The following is a 23,992-nucleotide window of genomic DNA, read 5'->3' as shown; positions in this document are numbered from 1 at the left end:
GCATGCTCGAGATAGTCCGCCAGCAGATGATCTGCATCGTAGTGCCAGGCTGGAACGGCACGACCGATCTTTCGGAAGACAGCCCCATTTCCAAGGGGCTGTACTCTCTGTTCCGAGACGTCGAGGTGGTCCAGTTCGCCTCCATCGCCTTGCTGCCGGCCAGGGCCGACGCAGGCGACAAGAGGCCCTTGTTGATGCTCGAACTCGCGATCGAAGAAGGAATCGATCCCTACGATCTGCTCTACCGGCTCGTCTACCATTGGAGCGAGGCGATGTGGTCGCTGTACAGCTCGTTCTGGCCGGGCGATGCCACAGCGCTGCGGAGCGAACGCAACGAAAAGCTGCACAAGATGTTGATGAAGCATCTCAGCATCGCCGATGGCGGCTTCATCGGCGCCCGCGATCGAACGGCCCGGCAGATCGAGAAGGAGCAGGAGCTGCTTGAATGGACCCGAGACGAGGCGCGGGCCATGAAGCAGGCCATGCTGTATGGCGATGATCGCTCTGCGTTCGCGCTCGCGCTCGCGCAAAGGGCATTCCAGAATCCTCGTTTCGGCTGGGCACTGGATCCGGCGCCGCGTTCGTACTGGCGCGGCAAGGGCGCGAGCATCTCCGCAAAAATCGGCTATTTGCTGACGCTGTTCGTGCTGTGGCTGATCGCAGTCTGGCTGGTCGGCGCAGTGCCGCGCGGTGCGCTTGGCGTCTACACTTGGTTGTTCGGGCCGCCATATTCCGGCGTGACGGACGTAGTGGCCTTCATTTCAAGGGCCAGTCGCTGGGTGCTTGGCGTCAGTATCCGCAGTGTACTTGCGCTGCTCGGGTTCGGGGTCTTGGTATGGCTGTTCCTGATCGCTCTGCCAGCCCTTTCCAGGACGTGGCGACGCTGGCTGGAGAGCGTGGGGCGCGAGCTCGACCGGCCCACGGACACGTGGTCGTCATGGCTTACCTATCGGATCGGCCTGTTGCTCAGCGTGCCGATCGCTTTCGCCCTCGTCGCGCTCGCGTTCGCCTTGATCTTCTGGCCCTGGACGATCGTGCACGCTTACGAAGCGTTGACTGCCAAATTCCTCGGATGGCAGATCATCGCCTTCGTTATCCTCGCGATCGTCGTCTTGATCTGCGCGGTCCGCCTGCTGTCCCGGATCAATCAGGATCTCGCGACGGTTGGCAACTGGTTCTTTCAACCTTACGAAGACAACGTGCCTCGCGCCCAACAGGTCGATCCGTCGATCGAGAATAGCGAAGGGCTGGTGGTGCGCGAAACCGCCCATATGGTCAGCCTGACGGATCTCCGCAGTCCGACCGGCTGGAGTGCCTGGTGGATCCGGGTGTCGCTGCGCATCGTGACGCTGTTTGGACGTGTGATCTTCACCGACAGTCGGCTGGGCAGTGCGCCGGGCATTCATTTCGGCCATTGGCACATCATCGAGGACGGGCGCCGCTACCTGTTCTGCTCGAACTATGATGGCAGTTTCGGCGGCTATCTCGACGATTTCATCAATGGCGCCACGATCGGGACGAACCTCGCCTGGCGGTGGACCACGTTGAAGCCCCGTGATGCGGCAGCGATCGGCCAGCCCGCCGTGATCCATGCGCGCAGCTTCCCGCCGACGCGATTTATCGTGTTCCGGGGCGTGAAGCGCGAGCTGCAGTTCAAGTCATACGCGCGCGACAGCATGCTTCCGCATATGTTCCGCTTCGACGCGCGCAAAGAATCTGTCGACCAGATCAACCTCGCAACGGGACTGCGCGACGCTCTGTTCGGAGAGCGGAACGACAGCAACGACGACCTGATCATGAGGGCCATCGAATCATGAAAGCGCCGGCAGCACATCTCGCGCACCATTTCGATGACATCCAGGGAATGCTGAGGAGCGGCTACGGCTGGCTGCAAGACAGTCGGTTCTGGCTGCTGACGATCAGGGACGGGCAGGAGACGGCGGCCCGGGCGTGGCTCGCAAAATTCGTCCAAAGCGGCATCATTGCAAACGCAAAGGAGGTCAAGAAGTCGAGAACGCATCCGATCGCGAGGGCTGCGGCAATCGCGTTCAGTTTTTCGGGGCTGACAAAGCTCGGATGCGTGGAAGACGACCTTTATCCATTCCCGACCCCCTTCCGCAGTGGCATGGGCAGCGATGCGCGCGCGTTGCTCCTGAGGGACAATCCCCGCGCATGGCGCTGGTCAGACGTTGATGGTGACAGCGGCGATGCCGTACATGTCCTGATTGCCGAATGGACGGAGAGAGGCGTTGGGCCGATCATTTCGCGCCCGGATGAGACGATATTCAGCGCCATCCAAGTCGATAACGACCCTTGCTCATTTCGAAAACTGGAAGGCGACAAGGAAGAGAAATTGCGCGAAGCGTTCGGGTTTCGCGACGGCCTGGCGCAGCCCGTCATCAAGGGATTGAAGCAAGACGACAGTGTCCGACTGCTCCGGTCAGAGAAGGACAAGGACAAGGACAAGAAGGAGGCCGATGCGCTGTACGATGATCGCGTCGTCCAGCCTGGAGAGTTCATCCTCGGCTATCGCAACGAATATGATGAGCTCACTTATTGCCCGGACGTGAAGGGGTGGGGGCCCTCAGGCCTCGCCAAACATCCCGGCGGCCGTTTTGCCCTGAACGGAAGCTACCTCGCCGTGCGCCAGATCGAGCAGGACGTGGCGGCGTTCGATCGCTTTCGGGAGGTGAATGGCCAGGACATCTGCAATAAGCTGATGGGGCGCCAGGACAATGGCTGGTCGCTCGCGTGGAAATACGACCCGAGCAACCCAAAAACGGATTCGGAACTTGACGCGTTCCGCTATCGTGTCGACGACGCCAACGGCTTCATATGTCCGAAGGGGGCTCACATTCGACGGGTTAATCCGCGGGATACGCTGGGCGTCGACGTCAAGTCGAGCATCAAGTCGACCAAGCTGCACAGGCTGCTTCGTCGCGGCCGGCCGTATCGCGAGGATAGCAACGGCGAGACGCGCAAGGGCATCTTCTTCATCGCCTGCAATGCGGATATCGAGCGGCAGTTCGAGTTCGTCCAGCAGCGTTGGGCGCGGAATCCGAGTTTCGTCAACCTTCACGCCGACGATCCGCTCGTCGGGTCGTCCGACCCGCAGACCTTCCCGAAGGCCTTGTCGGTGCCGGGCCTGCCGAGCGGTGGAGAGGTCTCCCTGGCGAACTTCACGACGACGCTCGGGGGAGGCTACTTCTTCCTGCCCGGACTTGCGGCGCTCAAATTCATCGTCGGTGAGGAGGGGGCTGCAAAGTTCGCGACGTCGGAACTGGCCGAAGCTGCGGCCCCCTGAGAGCTGCGAAGTCGGACCTCAATCCTGCGGCTCGGATGCCGCGTCGCCCTGTGCGTCGATGCGCAGCCAGCCCGAGGGCGCGAGGCGCTGCTGCGGCAGGAAGCGGGCCTTGTAGTCCATCTTCTTCGAGCCCTCGATCCAGTAGCCGAGATAGACGTAAGGCAAGCCCTGCCGGCGGGCGCGGGCGATGTGGTCGAGGATCATGAAGGTGCCCATCGAGCGGCTGACCTGGCCCGGCTCGAAGAACGAATAGACCATCGACAGGCCGTCGCTGAGCACGTCGGTGAGTGCGACCGCAATCAGCTCCTCGCCGCGGCCGGTGATGCCGCTATCGGGGCCGCGCTTGCGGTATTCGATGATGCGGGTCTCGACATGGCTGTCCTCGACCATCATGGCGTAGTCGAGCACGGTCATGTCGGCCATGCCGCCATGGCGGTGGCGGGCGTCGAGATAGGCGCGGAACACCGAATATTGCTCGGAGGTGGGCACCGCGCTGCGCTGCTCGCCGATGATGTCGGCGTTGCGCGCCATCACCTTGCGGAAGTTGCGGGAGGGGCGGAACTCGTTGGCGATGACCCGGACCGAGACGCAGGCGCGGCATTGGTCGCAGGCCGGCCGGTAGGCGATCGACTGGCTGCGGCGGAAGCCGCCATGGGTCAGGAGGTCGTTGAGGTCACCTGCGCGCTCCCCCACGAGGTGCGTGAACACCTTGCGCTCATGCCGACCCGGCAGATACGGGCAGGGGGACGGCGCCGTAAGGTAAAATTGGGGGGTATCGCGCGAGTGCTGGGTCAAGGGACGTCGTGGGCCTCCGAAGTGAGTATCAGCATCGCGCTACGGAAGCCCCCGGTCAATTGGTCAGCTCGGCAGGTCAGATCAGTCAGCTTAGAGGATCCAGGTTGATAGGTTCTTGATCACCAGGTCCTTGCGGCCTGCGGCACCGGAGCGCGGACGGAATTGTTGATCACGACCGTTCCCAGCACGAAATCCTGCAGCAGGCGCCGGCGGCCGTTGAACAGGCCGAGCAGCACCACGAAGGGCGTCAGGAACGAGACTGACACCCAGAACAGCACGGCATGGGTGGCGCCGAGCACGAAATAGCCGGGCGCGCCGTACCAGGTGCGCAGCTCCAGATCCATCACCCGCATGCCGATCGTCGCGGAGGAGGGGCCACCAATGCAGGCGCCGTAATAGACGATGGCCCAGATCACGGAGGCCGGCCAGGCCAGCCAGAACAGCGCCCAGCCGATGCCGAGCGTGACCACGCCGAACAATGCGATGAAGATGTAGCCGAGGATCACAGGCACCGAGATCACGACCATGTCGATCAGGAAGGCGAACACGCGCCGCGTCGCAACGCCGCGGAACAGCTCCGGGTGCAGATAGGGGTCGTAGGCGTGCGGCTGCGCTCCGCCGTCATTGCGCCAGGCGCCCGAATTGCCCGAGTCATACGACATGATCCGTCCTCCCAGAGGGAAACAGAAGGAAAACCCTCAAGGCAGGACATGGGAACAGGCCATCCCCGTGCCAAGGGCGCAGGGACGTTAACAAGCCGAAATATTCCGGCGATTCGGGGGCGGGAGGAGAGGCATAGCCCGCGCCCCAAACTCCCATGTCGTCCCTGCCTAGTGCGCAATTGCGCACGGGCGCAGGGACCCATTACCACAGGGAGGAGTTTGGCGAAGACTTGCAGTGTATCCTTCGCCGGTACGTACACCGCGCAATCACGGATGGATCACGCGGTATGGGTCCCTGCGCCCCGTGCGCAATTGCGCACTAGGCAGGGACGACAGCGAGGATTGGGTGCGAGCTTACCCCTGCGCGCGCAACTTCTCCGCCGCCTTCGGCGCAAAATAGCTCAGCACGCCATCGGCGCCGGCGCGCTTGAAGGCGAGCAGGCTCTCCATCATGGCGCGCTCGCCGTCGAGCCAGCCGTTGTTCGCGGCGGCCGCGATCATCGCGTATTCGCCCGAGACCTGGTAGGCGAAGGTCGGCATCGCAAAGGTGTCCTTCACGCGGCGAACGACGTCGAGATAAGGCATGCCGGGTTTCACCATCACCATGTCGGCGCCCTCAGCGATGTCGAGCTCGACCTCGCGTAGCGCCTCGTCGGTGTTGGCGCTGTCCATCTGATAGGTACGCTTGTCGCCGGTCAGCGTCTTGGCCGAACCGATGGCGTCGCGGAACGGGCCGTAGAAGGCGGAAGCGTATTTCGCGGCGTAGGCCATGATCTGCACGTCGAGCAGGCCGGTGCGGTCCAGCCCCTCGCGGATCGCGGCGACGCGGCCGTCCATCATGTCGGAGGGCGCGATGATGTCGCAGCCGGCTTCGGCCTGCACCAGCGCCTGACGCACCAGCACGGCGACCGTCTCGTCGTTGAGAATCCTGCCATCCGAGATCAGGCCGTCATGGCCGTGGCTGGTGAAGGGGTCGAGCGCGACGTCGCAGAGGATGCCGATCTCCGGAAACTCCTTCTTGATCGCGCGCACCGCCTGGCAGACCAAATTGTTCGGATTGGTCGCTTCAGAGCCTTCCTCGTCGCGCAAGGACGGCTCGGTGTAGGGAAACAGCGCGAGGCAGGGGATGGTGAGCTTCATGGCGCGCTCGGCCTCGCGCACGGCCTGGTCGACGCTGAGGCGCTCGACGCCGGGCATCGAGGTGACCTGCTCGCGCTTGTTGTGGCCGTCGATCAGAAACAGCGGCCAGATCAGATCGTCGGTGGTGAGGACGTTCTCGCGCACCATCCGCCGGGCCCATTCGGCCTTGCGGTTGCGGCGCGGGCGGACGGTCAGATCGAGGGCATGGGGCACCGCCGCTCCCTCGCGGCGCGAAACCTCGCGCAATTCGATCGGACGTCCGTATTTAATCGCCATCACTCTTCCTCCGGCTGGAATTATTCTTATACCAGCTCGCATGGTTCCCGTCACCGCGGCTTGACCTGCCGCAAGGCAGAATTGAGCCGACTTGGCAGTCGAGCTTGGGCGCCGATTGATTTTGCGGGCCGAAGCAGCCAGAAGGGGGCCATGTCCGAGATTTCCACCCGCGATGCGGCCCGTGACGGCAGCCCCAGGGACGCCGTCAGAGACAGCGCCAGAGACAGCGCGATGTCGGTGGCCGCGATCTCGTCGGAGCGCTCGGAGTCCGACGACAATGTCTGGACGCGCCGCCTCGTGCTGTTCCTGCGGGTGATGGCGCTGCTTTCGATCCTGAAGGGTCTCTATCACTGGGCGCAGGTGACGGGCTTCGTCGGCGGCGAGGACGAGGCATTCGAGAACCAGTCGATGGCCTGGCAGGCCGCGACCGTCTACTTCGCGGTGATCGAGCTCGTCGCCGCGGTCGGCCTGTGGCTGGCAACGCCGTGGGGCGCCGTGGTGTGGCTCACCACCGTGGTGTCGATGGCGGTGATCGAGCTGATGTTCCCGGGAATCTACGGCGGCAGCCTGATCGTCGTCGGCGTCGAAGCCTTCATGCTCGCCGCCTATCTCGCGCTCGCCTGGATGGCCGCGCGCGAGCGGCCGCCGTAGAGATCAGACGATCACAACGCACAATCTCGTGCCCCGGACGCAATGCACCGCGCCGCGCTTGCGGCGTGATGCGTTGCAGAGCCGGGGCCCATATCTCTGCGATCTCGTTTGTGGCCCTCTGGGTCCCGGATCTGCGCTTCGCTTGTCCGGGACACGAGAGTGGCGTTAGCGGAGTTGTGCCGGATTGGTTGACCGTTGGTTGCCTAAAATTTGCGGTAAGTTTTCGTTGACCAGCCGGTTCCGCCACAGCCGTTACGCGCCCGTTTCGAAACGGAGCGGGGCTGTTCTGGAATGCGACAGTTGCGGCGGACGGAGGGTGAACAGGACCTTGCGAAGGTCAACAGAGCGTTGCGAAAAGTGCTTGTGGCACAGGCTTAATCCGCAATTCACTGTCTTAAATTCATGATCTCTTTATTCTCTTATTTAAGCCGATCTTCAAACGAGCCCCTTAAGTTGCACCTATCAGACGGGACACAAGTTTCGTCGAATAAGTGTCGATAAAAACGACAACAGGGGAAGTGTCATGATGAAAGCCGTCGCAACTGCGGCAGATACCGCAGAGCGCGTCTCCGGCCAGCAGGGTTCGGTGCAGTCGCTCTATCTGGAAGCTTTGACTCTGGTGGAGCGGCTGCATCGCCGGCTCCTCGACGTGATCAAGGACGAATTCGATCGCCGCGGCCGCGCGGACATCAACTCGGTGCAGGCTCTCCTGCTCTACAACATCGGCGACAAGGAGCTGACCGCGGGCGAGCTGCGCACGCGCGGCTACTATCTCGGCTCCAACGTCTCCTACAATCTGAAGAAGCTCGTCGAGCTCGGCTTCCTCGATCATCAGCGCTCGCGCGTCGATCGCCGCTCGGTGCGCATTCGCCTGACCCCGCAGGGCCAGGAAGTCCGCCGCATCGTCGATGCGCTCTACCAGAAGCACGTCAAGACGGTGGAGCAGGTCGGCGGCATCTCGGGCGAGGAGTTCTCGACCCTCAACAAGTCGCTGCACCGCCTCGAGCGGTTCTGGACCGACCAGATCCTGTATCGGCTCTGAGTTTCCAAGGGATAAGGCCAAGCCGGCCCGCAACAAGACCGGCAAGCCGCCCGAACGTGCCTCAACTTCCCCAGCGCGCCGGCCCGGAGTTGCCCCCGGACCGGTGCGTTTTGCATTTTGCATCTGCGAAGAAAATTTTGCGACCCGAGGAACCTGTTCCGGGCTTGGCGCTTATCTCCTTCGGATCGGAGAAATGTCGATGCTGGTCGAGCGCGGGCTGCAGGCGATGAACGTGGAACTCGTGAGCGAGGCCTACGCCATCGCCGCGAACTACCTTCGCCGTTCCGGCGCGATTCCCGATACGCTCGTCACCGACGAACGCCTGCTCGGGATCATCATCAAGCTGCTCCAGAACGGGGAGTTCAACAAGATCCGGCTCGCCAACACGGCGATCGCCCGGTTCCAGGCGCAGGCCGAGGCCCGCGCGGTTGCCTGATCAACAGTCCCAAAATACCGACGAACCCAGAATATCGCACGAACCAGAGGGTGCCATGGAAGCCGCCATCGACCGCATCATGCAGACCTATGACCTGCTCGCCAACCGCACCGCCGCGGCCAGCGAGGAGGCGAGGGAGAAGGTCACGAACTATCTCAACATCCTGATGGAAGCCGGCGAGAAGGACACCCACCGGTTGACGGTCTGCGGCCTGACCTATCTGCGCCAGCTCGACGGCAGCGTGGACCCGGTGAAGGCGGGGTATACCGGGCTGTGACAGACAGCCGGCGGCTGGATAAGGAGTTAGGGCCCAAAGCGGCCCCATTCGGGAGGGGTGGACGGGCGGCTCCCCAGAGCCGGCCCCAAGTGCCGAAAACCGCCACCCTCCACCATATCTTGCATAAATATCAGGCCCGACCCGCAAATGCTTGGCCTGTTGCGGGCGATGTGGTAGATCGCGCACGCCGCTTCCGATCGCCACACCAGACCGCCCGTAGCCCGCCAAAAGGCTGCGGCGGTGGAGATATTCGCAAGATGACCGCACCCAAAACCGCCTCCGCGCCCGATTCGTTTTTCACCGCTCCGCTCGAGCAGGCCGACCCGGAAATCGCCGCCGCCATCAAGGGCGAGCTCGGCCGGCAGCGCCATGAGGTCGAGCTGATCGCCTCCGAGAACATCGTCAGCCGGGCCGTGCTGGAAGCGCAGGGTTCGGTGATGACCAACAAATACGCGGAAGGCTATCCGGGCGCGCGCTACTATGGCGGTTGTGAGTGGGTCGACGTCGCCGAGAACCTCGCGATCGACCGCGCCAAGAAGCTGTTCGGTGCCAAATTCGCCAACGTGCAGCCGAACTCCGGCAGCCAGATGAACCAGGCGGTGTTCCTGGCGCTGCTGCAGCCCGGCGACACCTTCATGGGTCTCGACCTTGCTGCGGGCGGCCATCTCACCCACGGCTCGCCCGTCAACATGAGCGGCAAGTGGTTCAAGGCCGCGCACTACACCGTGCGCCGCGAGGACCAGATCATCGACATGGATGCGGTTGCCAAGCAGGCCGAACAGGTCAAGCCGAAGCTGATCGTCGCCGGCGGCTCGGCCTATTCGCGCGCCTGGGACTTCAAGCGCTTCCGTGAGATCGCGGACAGCGTCGGCGCGTACCTGCTGGTCGACATGGCGCACTTCGCGGGCCTCGTCGCCGGCGGCGTGCATGCCTCGCCCGTGCCGCATGCTCACATCACCACGACGACGACGCACAAATCGCTGCGCGGTCCGCGCGGCGGCCTGATGCTGTGGAATGACGAGACGCTGACCAAGAAGTTCAACTCGGCGATCTTCCCGGGGCTGCAGGGCGGCCCCCTGATGCACGTGATCGCGGCCAAGGCGGTCGCCTTCGGCGAGGCGCTGCGTCCGGACTTCAAGGTCTACGCCAAGAACGTCGTCGAGAACGCCAAGGCGCTGGCCGAGGCGATGAAGAGCCACGGCTTCGACATCGTCTCCGGCGGCACCGACAACCATCTGATGCTGGTCGACCTCAGGCCGAAGGGCCTGAAGGGCAACGCCTCGGAGAAGGCGCTGGTTCGCGCCGCCATCACTTGCAACAAGAACGGCATTCCGTTCGACCCCGAGTCGCCGTTTGTGACCTCCGGTATTCGTCTGGGCACGCCGGCGGCGACCACGCGCGGCTTCGGCGTCGCCGAATTCCAGCAGGTCGGCGGCATGATCGCCGAGGTCCTCAACGCGATCGCGCAGTCGGACGACGGCAAGGCGCCGCTGGTCGAGGCCGCGATCAAGGAACGCGTCAAGGCGCTCACCGATCGGTTCCCGATCTATCAGTAAGGCTGGGCCACGAGGATGCGCTGCCCTAACTGCAATAGTCTCGACACGCAGGTAAAGGACTCGCGTCCGACCGAGGACTCTTCCGTGATCCGCAGGCGGCGCGTGTGCGTCGCCTGCAATTTCCGCTTCACCACCTTCGAGCGCGTGCAGCTGCGCGAGCTCACCGTGATCAAGCGCAACGGTCGCCGGGTGCCGTTCGACCGCGACAAGCTGATGCGCTCGGTGCAGATCTCTTTGCGCAAGCGGCAGGTCGAGCCGGAGCGGGTGGAGAAGATGGTCTCCACCATCGTCCGCGAGCTCGAGACCGGAGGCGAGGCCGAGATCTCCTCCGAGGTGATCGGCGAGACCGTGATGGAGCATCTGCGCACCCTCGACGACGTCGCCTATGTGCGCTTCGCCTCGGTCTACCGCAATTTCCGCGAGGCCAAGGATTTCGCCGATGTGCTCGGCGAGCTCTCCGGTGAGGAGGAAGCGCGGCTCGCCGCGATCCGCAAATGATCTTCCGTATCCTGGAGGATCAGTTCGCGCAGAAGGCCCGCGAGGCCAAGGACGCCGATCTTCGTTTCATGCAGCTTGCGCTGGCGCTCGGACGCCGTGGGCAGGGACGCACCTGGCCGAACCCGGCCGTGGGCGCCGTCATCGTGAAAGACGGCGTGATCGTCGGCCGCGGCTGGACACAGCCGGGCGGACGGCCGCACGGCGAGCCCGAGGCTTTGCGCCGGGCCGGCGAGGCGGCGCGGGGGGCCACGCTCTATGTCACGCTGGAGCCGTGCTCGCATTTCGGCAAGTCGCCGCCTTGCGCCGACGCGGTGATCGCCGCCGGCATCAAGCGGGTGGTGGCGGCGATCGAGGATCCCAATCCTGAGGTCGCAGGCCAGGGCCATGCGCGGCTGCGCGCGGCCGGCATCAATGTGGACGTGGGCCTGTGCGCGGCGGAAGCCGCATTCGACCATGCCGGGCATTTCCGCCGCATCCGGGACAAGCGCCCGCATGTGATCCTGAAGCTCGCGGTCTCGCCCGACGGCAAGATCGGCGCCGCCGGCGGCAAGCCGGTCGCGATCACGGGGGAGGCGGCGCGCAATCGCGTGCATCTCCTGCGGGCGCAGAGCGATGCCATCCTGGTCGGCATCGGCACGGTGCTGGCGGACGATCCGCTTCTCACCTGCCGCCTGCCGGGCATGGCGGCGCGCTCGCCGGTGCGCGTGGTGCTCGATCAGAGCCTGCGCATTCCCGGGGCGAGCAAGCTCATAGGCTCCGCGCGCGAGACGCCGCTCTGGGTGATGGGCTCCGACCTTGCGGAAGCCGCGGCAGCAACACGTCTCGGCGCGACCGGCGCGCAAGTGATCCGCATCCCGCCGGCAAGCGCCTCCGGGCTCGATTTGCCGGCCGCACTGCGTGCGCTGGCCGGGAAGGGCATCACCCGCCTGATGGTCGAGGGCGGCAGCCGCGTTGCGGCTTCGTTCGTCGCCGCCGACCTCGTCGACGAGATCTGGCTGTTCCGCGGCGCGGAAGCGGTGGGCAGTGGCGGCGTCGATGCGCTCGATGCATTGCCCCTGTCGAAAATCACGCAGTCGCGGGCCTACAAGGTTCATGCTAGCGAAACATTCGACAAGGATACTCTCACCATCTACGAGCGCGCGTAATGTTCACCGGCATTGTCACCGATATCGGCGAGATCGTCAGCTTCACGCCCGTGGCACAGGGCCAGCTGCACCGGCTGCGCATCGCCTGCCGCTACGATCAGACCACCATCGCCGACGGTGCGTCGATCGCCAGCAACGGCGTCTGCCTGACTGTGGTTGCTTCCGGCGTCGCAGGCGGCAAGGACTCTCAGCAAGGGACCTGGTATGACGTCGATGCTGCGGCGGAGACGCTGGCACTCACGACGGCCAAGCATTGGAAGGTTGGGACCAGGCTCAACCTCGAGCGCGCGCTCAAGATCGGCGACGAGCTCGGCGGGCATATCGTCGCTGGCCACGCCGACGGTATCGCGACCCTCGTCAGCCGCGAGGATCTGCCCGACATGGCGCGGTTCGAGCTCTCGACCACGCGGGAGCTGGCGCGGTTCATCGCCACCAAGGGCTCGATCACGCTCGATGGCGTCTCACTGACGGTCAATACGGTGAAGGACACGACCTTTTCGGTGCTGATCATCCCGCACACGCTCTCGGTCACGACGATCGGCGGCTGGAAGGCGGGGGACGAGGTCAATATCGAGGTCGACCTGATGGCCCGCTACGCGGCGCGGCTGACGGAAATGAAGTGACGGCAGAGCCGTCATTCCGGGGCGGCTCGAAGAGCCGAACCCGGAATCTCGAGATGCCGGGTTCGCTCCGCGCCCCGGAATAACAGTCTTTGAACTTGGCTTACGTGCCTGCGGCGACTACATAACGCGCCGACCCCAGTAAACGGATTGAGACGATGGCAGACGCGCGGCGCGCACCCCTGAAGGACCAGACCGACATTTCCGGCGCACGCGCGCTGATTGTCGAGGCGCGGTTCTATGACGATCTCCAGGACGCGCTTTTGGACGGCGCGGTGACTGAATTGAAGGCGGCCGGCCTGACGCATGACGTCATCACGGTTCCCGGCGCGCTTGAGATCCCTGCGGCAGTCGCCATCGCCATCGACGCGGCGGCGGCGAACGGCAAGCCCTATGACGCGGTGATCGCGCTCGGCTGCGTGATCCGCGGCGACACCATCCATTTCGAGATCGTGTCGCAGGAATCCTCGCGCGCGCTGATGGATCTTGCCGTGGCGCGAAAGCTGCCGCTCGGCAACGGCATTCTCACCGTCAACAATGAGGCGCAGGCCTGGGCACGTGCGCGGGCCAGCGAGCTCAACAAGGGCGGCGATGCCGCGCGTGCGGCGCTTGCGATGCTGCGCATCAAACGCCGCATGGCACGGGCCTGAAGCCATGGCTGACCCCACCAAGAAGCCGGCAGGGCCAAACGAGAAGAAGGCAAACCGGCGCGGCGCGGCGCGGCTCGCGGCGGTGCAGGCGCTGTACCAGATGGATATCGCCGGCGCCGGCATCAACGACATCTTCGCCGAGTTCGAGAGCCATTGGCTCGGCAACGAGGTCGAGGGCGACACGTATCTGCCGGCCGAAGCGGCCTTCTTCCGCGACGTCGTCTCGGGCGTCGTGCGCGACCAGAAGAAGCTCGATCCCCTGATCGACGAGGCGCTGTCGAAGGGCTGGCCCTTGAAGCGGATCGAAGCGATCCTGCGCGCGGTGCTGCGGGCAGGGGCCTATGAGCTGGAGCACCGCAAGGACGTGCCGGGCCGCGTCGTCGTCTCCGAATATGTCGATGTCGCCAACGCCTTCGTCGACCGCGAGGAGACCGGCATGGTCAACGCCGTGCTCGACCAGATCGGCCGCCAGTTTCGCGGCGACGAGTTCGGGCGGGGGTAATTTCCGGCGAGGGCGGTGAATTCATGCGAGACGGCTGCCCCATACTCCGCTGTCATCACCCGCGAAGGCGGGTGATCCAGTACGCCGCGGCCTGTCGATGTCACACGATCGTCTCTGGAATACTGGATCGCCCGGTCATGCCGGGCGATGACAGCGGGGGGGGGCGCTTGCATCGATGACCACTCCGCAAAACCCCTCCCCCGAAGACTCCCTCATCGCGCGCTATTTCAAGCCGCTGGCGACCGATCCCGGTGCGTTCGGTCTGGTCGATGACGCTGCGGTGCTGTCGTCATCCGGCGACGACATCGTCGTCACCACCGACGCCGTCGTCGAAGGCGTGCACTATCTTGCCACCGATCCCCCTGACACCATCGCGCGCAAGGCGCTGCGGGTGAACCTGTCCGATCTCGCCGCCAAGGGCGCGACGCCGGCGGGATTCGTGCTGACTCTGGCGCTTCGGAGCAAGGAGGATGCCTGGCTCCGGCCCTTTGCGGACGCGCTGGGCGAAGACGCAAAGGAATTCGCTTGTCCGCTGCTCGGTGGTGACACGGTCTCGACGCCGGGCCCGCAGATGATTTCGATCACCGCCTTTGGCCGCGTGCCGCAGGGGCGGATGGTCGGCCGTACCGGCGCGAGGCCGGGTGATCGCATCCTGGTGACCGGCACGATCGGCGACGCTGCGCTCGGCCTCGACGTGCTCACAGGCGGCGCCGCTGCGGCTGCGCTCACGACCGATCCCGCTGCAAGGGAAGCCCTGATCTCACGCTATCGCGTGCCGCAGCCGCGCAACCGGTTGGCATGGGCCGTGCGCGATCATGCGACCGCAGCGATGGACGTCTCCGACGGGCTCGCCGGCGACCTGACCAAACTCTGCGCCGCATCCGGGGTCTCCGCCACGGTCGACGTAACGAGCGTGCCGTTCTCGGCCGCGGCAGCAAGCCTGGTTGCCCGCAACGTCGCTTGCGTCGAGACGCTGCTTGCGGGCGGCGACGATTACGAGGTGCTGTGCACCGTCCCGCCGGCGCAGGGCGATGCGCTGATGGCCGCGGGGCGGGCGGCCGGCCTTGCCGTCACCGCGATCGGCACGATCGTCGCGGGCAAGCAGGGGCCGCGTTTCCTGGACGGGCAGGGCCAGGAATTGGTCTTGAGGCGGCTGTCCTACAGCCACTTCTAGGAATTGCTCCAAACCGGCATCTTAGTTCGCTGCACTTGGCCTAAATACCTGCCGAGATCGGCGTTTTCGGCCTTATCCGGCGTTGCACCCTCAATTTGATTTTGGCAAGCTTGCTACCGACTAAGGCCGCCCCTTTTGGGCAAGGGGCGGCTTTGTTCGAAATCAAGGCGCCGCACCGCTCGACGGACAACAAAAGGCGCCGGGGGTACATCAAGGATCTGAGGCAAAAATCACATGACAGCATTATGGTTGATAGTGCTCTGCGGAGTGCTTTCCGTCGTCTACGCGATTTGGGCGACGTCTTCGGTGTTAAGCGCGGATGCGGGGTCGCCGCGCATGCAGGAGATCGCGGGAGCGGTCGCTGAGGGTGCACAGGCGTATCTGCGGCGCCAGTACACCACGATCGGCATCGTCGGCGTGGTCATCTTCCTCTTGCTTGTCTATTTCCTCGGAATCTACGTCGCCATCGGCTTTCTGATCGGCGCCGTCCTGTCGGGGGCAGCCGGCTTCATCGGCATGAATGTCTCGGTCCGCGCCAATGTGCGCACCGCGCAAGCCGCGACGACGTCGCTCGCCGGCGGCCTCGAGCTCGCCTTCAAGGCAGGCGCGATCACCGGCATGCTGGTGGCAGGTCTCGCATTGCTCGGGGTGACGCTCTATTTCGGCTTCCTGGTGCATTCCCTGAAGCTTGCGCCCGACAGCCGTACTGTCATCGATGCCATGGTGGCACTCGGCTTCGGCGCCTCGCTGATCTCGATCTTCGCCCGTCTCGGCGGCGGCATCTTCACCAAGGGTGCGGACGTCGGCGGCGACCTCGTCGGCAAGGTCGAGGCCGGCATTCCCGAGGACGATCCGCGCAACCCGGCCACCATCGCCGACAACGTCGGCGACAATGTCGGCGACTGCGCCGGCATGGCCGCCGACTTGTTCGAGACCTATGCGGTGACCGCGGTCGCCACCATGGTGCTCGCTGCGATCTTCTTCGCCAAGACGCCGATCCTCGCCAACATGATGACGCTGCCGCTTGCGATCGGCGGCATCTGCATCATCACCTCGATCATCGGCACCTTCTTCGTCAAGCTCGGGCCGAGCCAGTCGATCATGGGCGCGCTCTACAAGGGCCTGATCGCAACCGGCGTCCTGTCGCTGATCGGCATCGCCGGCGTGATCTACAGCCTGATCGGCTTCGGCAAGCTCGATGGCGTCGACTATACCGGCATGGCGCTGTTCCAATGCGGCGTGGTCGGCCTCATCGTCACCGCGCTGATCATCTGGATCACCGAATACTACACCGGCACCGACTATCGGCCGGTGAAGTCGATTGCCCAGGCCTCGGTGACCGGTCACGGCACCAACGTGATCCAGGGGCTCGCCGTCTCGATGGAAGCGACCGCGCTCCCGGCGATCGTGATCATCGCCGGCATCCTGGTCACCTATAGCCTCGCCGGCCTGTTCGGCATCGCGATCGCGACCGCCACCATGCTGGCGCTGGCCGGCATGGTCGTCGCGCTCGACGCGTTCGGCCCCGTCACCGACAATGCCGGCGGCATTGCCGAGATGGCGGGCCTGCCGAAGGAGGTGCGCAAGTCGACCGACGCGCTCGATGCGGTCGGCAACACCACCAAGGCGGTCACCAAGGGCTACGCGATCGGCTCCGCCGGTCTCGGTGCCCTCGTGCTGTTTGCGGCCTACAACCAGGACCTCAAGTTCTTCGTTGCAGACTCCGCGCGTCATCCTTACTTCGCCGGCGTCAATCCGGACTTCTCGCTCAACAACCCGTATGTGGTGGTGGGCCTGCTGTTCGGCGGCCTGCTGCCGTACCTGTTCGGCGCGATGGGCATGACCGCGGTCGGCCGTGCGGCCGGCGCGATCGTTGAGGAGGTCCGGCGTCAGTTCCGCGAGAAGCCGGGCATCATGCAGGGCACCGACAAGCCGGATTACGGTAAGGCGGTCGACCTGCTGACCCGGGCGGCGATCAAGGAGATGATCATCCCCTCGCTGCTCCCGGTGCTGTCGCCGATCGTCGTCTACTTCCTGATCTACGCGATCGCGGGCGGCGGCGTGGCCGGCAAGTCGGCGGCGTTCTCCGCCGTCGGTGCCATGCTGCTCGGCGTCATCGTGACGGGCCTGTTCGTCGCGATCTCCATGACCTCGGGCGGCGGCGCCTGGGACAACGCCAAGAAGTACATCGAGGACGGTCATTTCGGCGGCAAGGGCTCTGATGCCCACAAGTCGGCGGTGACCGGCGATACCGTCGGCGACCCCTACAAGGACACGGCGGGTCCCGCGGTGAACCCGATGATCAAGATCACCAACATCGTGGCCCTGCTGCTGCTGGCGATCCTCGCGCACTGAGCGGCGGGAGACGAGACAAGACAAAACCCCGCGGTGCGAGCCGCGGGGTTTTTGTTTTCCGCGTAGGGCGGATTAGCGAAGCGTAATCCGCCAACATCGGGGCGGCAAAGAAGGCGGCGGATTACGCTTCGCTAGTCCGCCCTACGTTCGCTACGCTCGCAATCACGAAGGTGAGACCTACTGCACGTCCATCTGCAGCCCTTCCTTCTGGATGATGCCGGCGAACTTCTTCGTCTCGGCATCCACGAAGGCGGCGAACTGCTCCGGCGTGCCGTAATCGGCGCGGGCGCCCATGGCGGCGATCTGCTTCTTGATGTCGTCGCGCTCCAGCATCGCCTTGACCTGGAGATTGAGCGCGCTCAGCACCTCGGGCGAGACGCCCTTCGGCAGGAAGACCGAGAACCAGGACGAGACGTCGAAGTTCGCCAGCTCCGGTGCGCTCTCGCGCATGGTCGGCAGGTCTTTCGCGAGGTCGCTGCGCTCGGTGGTGGTGACGCAGAGGCCGTTGAGCGTGCCGTTCTGCACCTGCGGCAGGCTCGGATAGAGATTGTCGAACAGGATCTGGATGTCGCCCGCCAGCGCCGCCTGGAGCGCGGGTCCGGCGCCGCGGAACGGGATGTGCGTCATCTTGAGGCCGGTGAGCTGGAGGAACCAGGCGCCGGTGAGGTGAGGGCTCTGGCCGACGCCGGAGGAGGCGTAGCTGAGCTTGTCCGGATTGGCCTTGAGATAGGCGATCAGCTCGGCGATCGACTTGATGCCGGTCTTCGGATGCGCCGACACGATGTTCGGGATCCGGATCATGTTGGATACCGGCTGGAGCTGGTCCGGCTTGTAGGTCAGATTCTTGAAGATGCTGTAGGCGATCGCGTTCGGACCAGGATTGCCGACCAGGATGGTGTGGCCGTCAGGCTTGGCACGAACCACCTCGGCGGTGCCGATGGTGCCGCCGCCGCCCGAGCGGTTTTCCACGACGGCCGACTGGCCCCAGGCGGTTTGCAGATGCGCAGCCAGAAGCCGGCCCAACACGTCGGTCGAGCCGCCGGCCGCAGCCGGCACGACGAGGCGGACGTTTTCGGTCGGCTTCCAGTCGGCAAGGCTCGATCGCGGCAGGATCGCTGCGGCCGAAAGGCCGGCCACTCCGGTGAGCACGCGACGTCGGGACAAAGTCTTAGGCACGAATCCACTCCCTGCTTCTTTCTTTGCAGGGAGCGTAGGAAACCGCAGGTGCGGCGGCAAGTCGCGCGCGGCGGTCAGCGCCGCGCGGAGAGCGGCACGACGCCGCAGGCGAGGGCCATATACCTTCCGGTGGAATTGGAAGGCGTTTGGATGCTTGTCCTGAAGCGTTTTCCTGATGCGAGCCGGTCACCGGCTTCGCCCGAAAACGCTCCGGGGACTTAGTTAAAGCTGAGCAGCTTGAACAGCGGCGTGAGGTAGCTCATCTCCTGGCCCGACGTCGGCGTGGTGCGGCTGATGAAGTCGAAGATCTTGCCGTCCTGCAGGCCGTAATTCGCGAGGCGCCGCACGCGCCGGTTCTTGTCGAAATAGATCGCGATGACGCGCTGATCGACCACCTTCTGGTTCATGAAGGCGACCATGCGCTCCGAGCGCTGCGAGATGTAGTAGAACACTTCGCCATCGAGGGTCGCCACCGTGGAGGGCGTGCCCATCACGATCAGCACTTGGTCCTGGCTCGCGCCAATCGGAATCTGCTCCAGCGCGCCGGGCGGCAGGATGTAACCCTTCTGGAATTGCTCGCCGGTGCAGCCGGTGAGCGCGGCGCCGACCAGGGCGACGGCGGCGAGCATGCGCAGGCCACGCCAGCGTGCGTGAAGGCCGCGCCGCGTACCTGCGCGCAGGCTGATCTGGTTCGTTGTCGTCATAGCGGAACTGATTCCGTCCCCTTGCGTCGCGCGAGGCGCTGAAGTACCGGGCTGGGCGTCTTAATGCAACTCGCGCGCGCCCGCTTGCGGAAACCACAATGTTTTGGCCGTTCAATCACTTCAGGAAACCCCGGCTAACCCCGTCGGGCACCATTGAAGCCATCTATGGCATGATCGTGACGCAGGCGCGAGAACCCATATTTTACCGCGACTTGGGCGTGCCCGATACGGTTAACGGGCGTTTCGACCTGTTGCTGCTGCATCTGTGGCTGCTGCTGCGGCGCCTGCGCACGGTCCAGGGCGCCATCGCAGGAGCCTCGGAGCTGTCGCAGGCGCTGTTCGACCGCTTCTGCGAGGACATGGACGACAATCTGCGCGAGATGGGGATCGGCGACCAGACCGTGCCGAAGCGGATGCGGGCGTTCGGGGAGGCGTTTTACGGCCGCGCCCAGGCCTATGACCAGGCCATCGAGGCCGGCGGCGAGGCCCTGGCAGAGGCGATCTGCAAGAATATCTTGAACGGGACCGACCTGGACCAGGCGAAGCGGCTCGCGGCCTATGCCCGGGCCACCGAGGCCGATCTCGGCCGAACAGACGAGGCAGCGCTGCTGCGCGCCTCCTTCAGGTTTCCTCCAGCGCTTTCCGAGGGCGACACGCCATGAGCCGACCCAATACCGGATCCGAGCCCGATCCCTGGCGGGCCCCCGTCATCGTCGCGCAGATCCCCGACACCGGCCTGCACCGCAAGCTCGAGGCCTCGGCCGCCGAGCGGCAGGCGATGGCCGAGCTTGCGGGCCTTCGCGAAGTCCTGTCGGCCAAGGCCGACTTCGACGTGGTGCCCCGGAGCGGCGGTCGGGTCCAGGTGACCGGCAGCGTCCGGGCCCGAATCGGCCAGACCTGCGTGGTCACGCTCGATCCGATCGAAAGCGAGATCGAGGAGGAGGTGGACCTGGTGTTCGCCCCCGAGGCCGAGGCGCGCCGCCTCGCCGACCTGATCGCGGAGGGGCAGGACGACAAGGAGCCGTCGGAGGTCGCCGACCCGCCCGAACCGATCGTGGGGGGCATCATCGATCTCGGCCGGCTCGCCACCGACGCCCTGTTCCTGGCGATCGATCCCTATCCGCGCAAGGAGGGGGTCGTGTTCGAGGCGGAGGTCACCGCCCCCGACCCGGAGGACCATCCATTCGCTGCCCTGAAGGCGCTCCAGGACAACAAGAAGGGCAAATAGCTGGGCATTGCCGGGAGCACCGCTTTGCTACGGGACGCGAGGTGCTTGCGCGGATGGTTTGAAAGGCTGATTTATCTATTTGATTTCGATATGTTTCCTGTAAATTTGCGGTTTGGCAGCCGGATCGCCCTGGAAGCAAAAGGCTGGGGGCAAGAGGTTGTTTCGGGGTAACAAAACGCTATTGTCGCGCCCCGACCCGGGTGCGGCGTGGCGCTTGGCCGGCCGCCATGTCCGTGGCGAACTCATTTTGCGGTCCCGCTGACCCAAGACCGCACCAGACCAGGTTTCCAGGACTTTTATGCCAAGCAAGGTTCGCATCGCGCTGGACGCCATGGGGGGCGACGCCGGCGCCGCCGTGGTCATTCCCGGCGCCGCCATCTCGCTTCAGAGGCATCGCGGGACCGAGTTCCTGCTGGTCGGGGACCGCGCCAGGATCGAGCCCGAGCTCGAGAAGCATCCGGCCCTCAAGGCCGCTTCGAAGATCATCCACACCGACGTGGCCGTCAGCGGCTCGGACAAGCCGAGCCAGGCGCTGCGGCGCGGCCGCAAGACCTCCTCGATGTGGCTTGCCATCGATGCCGTGAAGAAGGGCGAGGCGGATGTCGCGGTCTCGGCCGGCAATACCGGCGCGCTGATGGCGATGTCGCGCTTCCATCTGCGCACGCTGCCGGGGATCGACCGTCCGGCAATCACCGGGGTATGGCCGACCAAGCGCGGCGAATCCGTCGTGCTCGACCTCGGCGCCACCATCGGCGGCGACGCGCACCATCTGGTGTCGCTCGCGGTGATGGGCGCGGCGATGGCAAGCGTGCTGTTCGACAAGAAGCGCCCCACGGTCGGGCTGCTCAATATCGGGGTCGAGGAGATCAAGGGGCACGAGGAGATCCGCGAAGCCGGGGAAATCCTGCGCGCCAGGAACCTGCCGGAACTCGACTATATCGGTTTCGTCGAGGGCGACGGCATCGGCAAGGGGCACGCCGACGTCATCGTGACCGAAGGTTACAGCGGCAATATCGCGCTCAAGGCTGCCGAGGGAACCGCGCGGCAGATGGCGGAACTGTTGCGTGAAGGGATGCAGCGGAGCTGGATGTCCAAGCTCGGCTACCTCTTCGCGCGCGACGCCTTTCAGGCGTTGCGCAATAAGATGGACCCGAACAAGTCCAATGGCGGCGTGTTCCTGGGTTTGAACGGATTAGTGGTCAAGAGCCACGGCGGAATCAGCGCCGAAGGCTTTGCCTCAGCGATCGATGTTGGCTATGAGATGGTCAAATTCGATCTCCTGAACAAGATCAATCAGATGCTCAACCGCGAAGGTGGTGCACTCAATTCCGTGCAGGCCGCGCAGGAGGCTGTTTCGTGACTCAGATTCGTTCGGTCGTGCTGGGCTGCGGCTCTTATTTGCCGGAGCAGGTGGTGACCAACGCCCAGCTGGCGGCGCGCATTGATACGTCCGATGAGTGGATCGTGCAGCGCACCGGCATTCGCGAGCGGCACATCGCCGCCGAGGGCGAGTTCACCTCGCATCTGGCGATCAAGGCGGCGCAGGCTGCGCTGACCGACGCCGGCATGGACGCGCAGTCGATCGACCTGATCGTGCTCGCGACCTCGACACCGGACAATACCTTCCCGGCGACGGCGGTCGCCGTGCAGCATGGGCTCGGCATCACCCACGGCGCGGCCTTCGACCTCCAGGCGGTATGCTCCGGCTTCGTGTTCGCGCTCGCCACCGCCGACAATTTCCTCCGCACCGGCGCCTTCAAGCGCGCGCTGGTGATCGGCGCGGAGACCTTCTCGCGCATCCTCGACTGGAACGACCGCGGCACCTGCGTGCTGTTCGGTGACGGCGCCGGCGCGGTGGTGCTGGAGGCGCAGGAGCAGCCGGGCAAGGCCGCGACCGACCGCGGCATCGTCACCACGCATCTGCGTTCCGACGGCCGCCACAAGGCAAAGCTGTTCGTCGATGGCGGGCCGTCCTCGACCCAGACCGTCGGCCATCTGCGCATGGAGGGCCGCGAGGTCTTCAAGCATGCGGTCGGGATGATCACCGACGTCATCGTCGATGCCTTCCAGGCCACCGGGCTCAATGCCGAGACCATCGACTGGTTCGTGCCGCACCAGGCCAACAAGCGAATCATCGACGCTTCCGCCCACAAGCTCCACATCGCGCCGGAGAAGGTGGTGCTGACCGTGGACCGTCACGGCAACACCTCGGCGGCCTCGATTCCGCTGGCGCTGTCGGTGGCCCGCAAGGACGGCCGCATCAAGAAGGGCGACATGGTCCTGCTGGAGGCCATGGGCGGCGGCTTCACCTGGGGCTCCGCGCTCGTGCGCTGGTAGAGCAACAGTCGATAAAATTTTGCCGGATTTGGCCGCAAGATCGATGCGTCTGCATTGATGAGCGCTGTTGACCGCCGTATCGTAACCTCATAATTTCAGACAACAATTGTTCGCCGTGATGTGGGGCAGGGCGATGACCGATCAAAGTAAAACCGTAACGCGTGTTGATCTGTGCGAAGCCGTCTACCAGAAGGTGGGCCTGTCGCGCACGGAATCGTCCGCCTTCGTGGAACTCGTGCTGAAGGAGATCACCGACTGCCTGGAAAAGGGCGAGACGGTGAAACTGTCCTCGTTCGGGTCCTTCATGGTCCGCAAAAAGGGTCAGCGTATCGGCCGCAACCCGAAGACCGGCACCGAGGTGCCGATCTCGCCGCGCCGCGTCATGGTGTTCAAGCCGTCGGCGATCCTGAAGCAGCGGATCAACGGCCAGCACCGCGCCAACGGCGACGCCACCAAGGCTCCACAAGAGGCGTAACCGCCTTTCGGAAAGGACTGGCATTTGGACAAGGCGCCGGATGCGTTCCGAACCATCAGCGAAGTAGCGCAGGAGCTCGACATTCCGCAGCACGTGCTGCGGTTCTGGGAGACCCGATTCTCCCAGATCAAGCCGATGAAGCGCAGCGGCGGCCGCCGCTATTACCGCCCCGATGATGTCGACCTGCTCAAGGGCATCCGCCGTCTGCTCTACGGCGAGGGCTACACCATCCGCGGGGTGCAGCGGATCCTGAAGGAACACGGCGTCAAATCGGTGCAGGGCCTCGCCGACAGCGCCGCCGCGGTCTCGTTCGGCGCCATCGAGGACGCCATCGGCGCCAGCCTGATGGAGCCCGACGACGAGGAGGCGCCGATCAAGGGCGTCGCCGACACCGACGATGACGACTACCAGGGGGATGAGGAGGAAGGCATCGACTTCCGCTTCACCGAGGTCGACGACGAGGAAATCCTCACCACCTTCCGCAAGGGCGGCACGACTACCGCGGCCCCGGCCGGCCCCAGTGCACTGGACCGGGAACGGTTAGGGCGCGTCCTCGCCGACCTCGTCGCCTGCCGCGAGATGCTGGATCAGGCACTGAAGGACGGCTAGGGGCGGGTTCAGTCGGCTTTGCCGGCAGTTCCGGCCGCTTGGGCTCCGAGCCATGGACGGAGAGGCACCAAAATGGTGCCGCGTCGCCTTGCGCAAAGCAGCGATCCTAGCTAATGGAACGACGTTCGGAGCGTGGCGCAGCCCGGTTAGCGCACTAGTCTGGGAGACTAGGGGTCGGAGGTTCAAATCCTCTCGCTCCGACCATTTTTCTCAATAAAATCAAGTGCGTCCAGCGGCGGTTGGTTTGCAGCCTACCGCCCGTTTGCAAATAGTTTGCAATTCCGTTCGCCGGCCGTTCTGAATTTTGTTCGGCGGCCGCTCTGCAAGTGCGCTTTTGTTCGCCTCCAATTTCTGGCGCTGGCCTGTTTCCGACCTCAGTG

Annotated in this window: 25 protein-coding genes and 1 tRNA gene; 21 read left to right on the top strand and 5 right to left on the bottom strand. The window is 64.7% G+C overall.

Annotation, left to right across the window (positions count from 1 at the left end):
* Nucleotides 1–41: 41 nt before the first annotated feature.
* Together RAD04_RS16810 and RAD04_RS16805 are read left to right on the top strand one after the other, a co-directional pair.
* The gene (locus tag RAD04_RS16810; protein ID WP_461624645.1) at nucleotides 42–1,817 is read left to right on the top strand and encodes a hypothetical protein; all 1,776 of its coding nucleotides are present in this window, start codon (nucleotides 42–44) and stop codon (nucleotides 1,815–1,817) included.
* Entirely contained in the window at nucleotides 1,814–3,304 is a 1,491-nt protein-coding gene (locus RAD04_RS16805) for a Dyp-type peroxidase (RefSeq protein ID WP_461624644.1), read from the top strand. Before RAD04_RS16810 ends, RAD04_RS16805 begins: the two co-directional genes overlap by 4 nt.
* Nucleotides 3,305–3,322: 18 nt before the next feature.
* On the opposite strand, the gene RAD04_RS16800 is transcribed toward RAD04_RS16805, so the two are convergent.
* The 3 genes from RAD04_RS16800 to hemB all read right to left on the bottom strand — a co-directional run bounded on the left by RAD04_RS16800 (nucleotide 3,323) and on the right by hemB (nucleotide 6,177).
* Nucleotides 3,323–4,099 carry an arginyltransferase gene (locus RAD04_RS16800; RefSeq protein WP_018320036.1) on the bottom strand — a complete coding sequence of 259 codons (777 nt, stop codon included), beginning with the start codon at nucleotides 4,097–4,099 and terminating at the stop codon, nucleotides 3,323–3,325.
* Nucleotides 4,100–4,218: 119 nt separating this feature from the next.
* Nucleotides 4,219–4,761: an RDD family protein gene (locus RAD04_RS16795; RefSeq protein ID WP_038950910.1), complete on the bottom strand. Its 543-nt coding sequence runs from the start codon at nucleotides 4,759–4,761 to the stop codon at nucleotides 4,219–4,221.
* Nucleotides 4,762–5,115: 354 nt separating this feature from the next.
* Complete coding sequence (gene hemB / locus RAD04_RS16790) at nucleotides 5,116–6,177, bottom strand: porphobilinogen synthase (RefSeq protein WP_461624643.1); 1,062 nt, start codon at nucleotides 6,175–6,177, stop codon at nucleotides 5,116–5,118.
* Nucleotides 6,178–6,327: 150 nt separating this feature from the next.
* On the opposite strand from hemB, the gene RAD04_RS16785 reads away from it, so the two are divergent.
* From RAD04_RS16785 to RAD04_RS16730, 12 genes are all read left to right on the top strand, one after another.
* Nucleotides 6,328–6,828, top strand: a complete 501-nt coding sequence (locus RAD04_RS16785) for a DUF6163 family protein (RefSeq protein ID WP_018320039.1) — start codon at nucleotides 6,328–6,330, stop codon at nucleotides 6,826–6,828.
* Between the two features lie 523 nt (nucleotides 6,829–7,351).
* Nucleotides 7,352–7,870: a transcriptional regulator LdtR gene (ldtR, locus tag RAD04_RS16780; protein WP_018320040.1), complete on the top strand. Its 519-nt coding sequence runs from the start codon at nucleotides 7,352–7,354 to the stop codon at nucleotides 7,868–7,870.
* A 199-nt stretch (nucleotides 7,871–8,069) separates the two neighbouring features.
* Nucleotides 8,070–8,306: a hypothetical protein gene (locus RAD04_RS16775; protein WP_018320041.1), complete on the top strand. Its 237-nt coding sequence runs from the start codon at nucleotides 8,070–8,072 to the stop codon at nucleotides 8,304–8,306.
* 55 nt (nucleotides 8,307–8,361) lie between these two features.
* Nucleotides 8,362–8,583: a hypothetical protein gene (locus RAD04_RS16770; RefSeq protein WP_018320042.1), complete on the top strand. Its 222-nt coding sequence runs from the start codon at nucleotides 8,362–8,364 to the stop codon at nucleotides 8,581–8,583.
* A gap of 257 nt (nucleotides 8,584–8,840) precedes the next feature.
* Nucleotides 8,841–10,139, top strand: coding sequence for a serine hydroxymethyltransferase (gene glyA / locus RAD04_RS16765; protein ID WP_018320044.1), 1,299 nt, complete (start codon nucleotides 8,841–8,843; stop codon nucleotides 10,137–10,139).
* Nucleotides 10,140–10,154: 15 nt separating this feature from the next.
* Nucleotides 10,155–10,637: a transcriptional regulator NrdR gene (gene nrdR, locus RAD04_RS16760; protein ID WP_011087793.1), complete on the top strand. Its 483-nt coding sequence runs from the start codon at nucleotides 10,155–10,157 to the stop codon at nucleotides 10,635–10,637.
* Nucleotides 10,634–11,782: a bifunctional diaminohydroxyphosphoribosylaminopyrimidine deaminase/5-amino-6-(5-phosphoribosylamino)uracil reductase RibD gene (gene ribD, locus RAD04_RS16755; protein WP_461624642.1), complete on the top strand. Its 1,149-nt coding sequence runs from the start codon at nucleotides 10,634–10,636 to the stop codon at nucleotides 11,780–11,782. Before nrdR ends, ribD begins: the two co-directional genes overlap by 4 nt.
* Nucleotides 11,782–12,405, top strand: a complete 624-nt coding sequence (locus RAD04_RS16750; RefSeq protein ID WP_461624641.1) for a riboflavin synthase — start codon at nucleotides 11,782–11,784, stop codon at nucleotides 12,403–12,405. The genes ribD and RAD04_RS16750 overlap by 1 nt, the downstream gene beginning before the upstream one ends.
* A 155-nt stretch (nucleotides 12,406–12,560) precedes the next feature.
* Nucleotides 12,561–13,052 (top strand): 6,7-dimethyl-8-ribityllumazine synthase, encoded by a 492-nt coding sequence (gene ribH / locus RAD04_RS16745; RefSeq protein ID WP_028144410.1) that lies wholly within the window; start codon nucleotides 12,561–12,563, stop codon nucleotides 13,050–13,052.
* 4 nt (nucleotides 13,053–13,056) lie between these two features.
* The gene (gene nusB, locus RAD04_RS16740) at nucleotides 13,057–13,554 is read left to right on the top strand and encodes a transcription antitermination factor NusB (protein WP_461620647.1); all 498 of its coding nucleotides are present in this window, start codon (nucleotides 13,057–13,059) and stop codon (nucleotides 13,552–13,554) included.
* A gap of 175 nt (nucleotides 13,555–13,729) precedes the next feature.
* Entirely contained in the window at nucleotides 13,730–14,728 is a 999-nt protein-coding gene (gene thiL, locus RAD04_RS16735; protein WP_461624640.1) for a thiamine-phosphate kinase, read from the top strand.
* A gap of 234 nt (nucleotides 14,729–14,962) precedes the next feature.
* The gene (locus RAD04_RS16730) at nucleotides 14,963–17,083 is read left to right on the top strand and encodes a sodium-translocating pyrophosphatase (RefSeq protein WP_461620649.1); all 2,121 of its coding nucleotides are present in this window, start codon (nucleotides 14,963–14,965) and stop codon (nucleotides 17,081–17,083) included.
* A 177-nt stretch (nucleotides 17,084–17,260) separates the two neighbouring features.
* Here the strand turns inward: RAD04_RS16730 and RAD04_RS16725 are convergent, their stop codons facing one another.
* Nucleotides 17,261–18,259: a Bug family tripartite tricarboxylate transporter substrate binding protein gene (locus tag RAD04_RS16725; RefSeq protein ID WP_018320051.1), complete on the bottom strand. Its 999-nt coding sequence runs from the start codon at nucleotides 18,257–18,259 to the stop codon at nucleotides 17,261–17,263.
* A 218-nt stretch (nucleotides 18,260–18,477) separates the two neighbouring features.
* Nucleotides 18,478–18,963 (bottom strand): outer membrane protein assembly factor BamE, encoded by a 486-nt coding sequence (locus RAD04_RS16720; protein ID WP_177237153.1) that lies wholly within the window; start codon nucleotides 18,961–18,963, stop codon nucleotides 18,478–18,480.
* A gap of 98 nt (nucleotides 18,964–19,061) precedes the next feature.
* Between RAD04_RS16720 and RAD04_RS16715 the strand changes: the two genes are divergently transcribed.
* The 7 genes from RAD04_RS16715 (at nucleotide 19,062) to RAD04_RS16685 (ending at nucleotide 23,816) form a co-directional block, all read left to right on the top strand.
* Nucleotides 19,062–19,625, top strand: coding sequence for a ubiquinol-cytochrome C chaperone family protein (locus RAD04_RS16715; RefSeq protein WP_461624639.1), 564 nt, complete (start codon nucleotides 19,062–19,064; stop codon nucleotides 19,623–19,625).
* Nucleotides 19,622–20,191: a YceD family protein gene (locus RAD04_RS16710; protein ID WP_461624638.1), complete on the top strand. Its 570-nt coding sequence runs from the start codon at nucleotides 19,622–19,624 to the stop codon at nucleotides 20,189–20,191. The genes RAD04_RS16715 and RAD04_RS16710 overlap by 4 nt, the downstream gene beginning before the upstream one ends.
* A gap of 298 nt (nucleotides 20,192–20,489) precedes the next feature.
* The gene (gene plsX, locus RAD04_RS16705) at nucleotides 20,490–21,551 is read left to right on the top strand and encodes a phosphate acyltransferase PlsX (protein WP_461620654.1); all 1,062 of its coding nucleotides are present in this window, start codon (nucleotides 20,490–20,492) and stop codon (nucleotides 21,549–21,551) included.
* A complete protein-coding gene (locus RAD04_RS16700; RefSeq protein WP_018320056.1) occupies nucleotides 21,548–22,528 on the top strand; it encodes a beta-ketoacyl-ACP synthase III in 981 nt (326 codons plus the stop codon). The genes plsX and RAD04_RS16700 overlap by 4 nt, the downstream gene beginning before the upstream one ends.
* Before the next feature lie 133 nt (nucleotides 22,529–22,661).
* Entirely contained in the window at nucleotides 22,662–23,003 is a 342-nt protein-coding gene (locus tag RAD04_RS16695) for an integration host factor subunit alpha (protein ID WP_461624736.1), read from the top strand.
* A gap of 24 nt (nucleotides 23,004–23,027) precedes the next feature.
* Entirely contained in the window at nucleotides 23,028–23,612 is a 585-nt protein-coding gene (locus tag RAD04_RS16690; RefSeq protein ID WP_461624637.1) for a MerR family transcriptional regulator, read from the top strand.
* A 126-nt stretch (nucleotides 23,613–23,738) separates the two neighbouring features.
* A tRNA-Pro gene (locus RAD04_RS16685) sits at nucleotides 23,739–23,816 on the top strand.
* Nucleotides 23,817–23,992: the final 176 nt, after the last annotated feature.

The sequence above is a fragment of the Bradyrhizobium sp. 25ACV genome (genome assembly GCF_054863005.1).
Note: the sequence above shows the minus strand (reverse complement) of the source record. Positions and strands in the feature narration are given on the sequence as shown.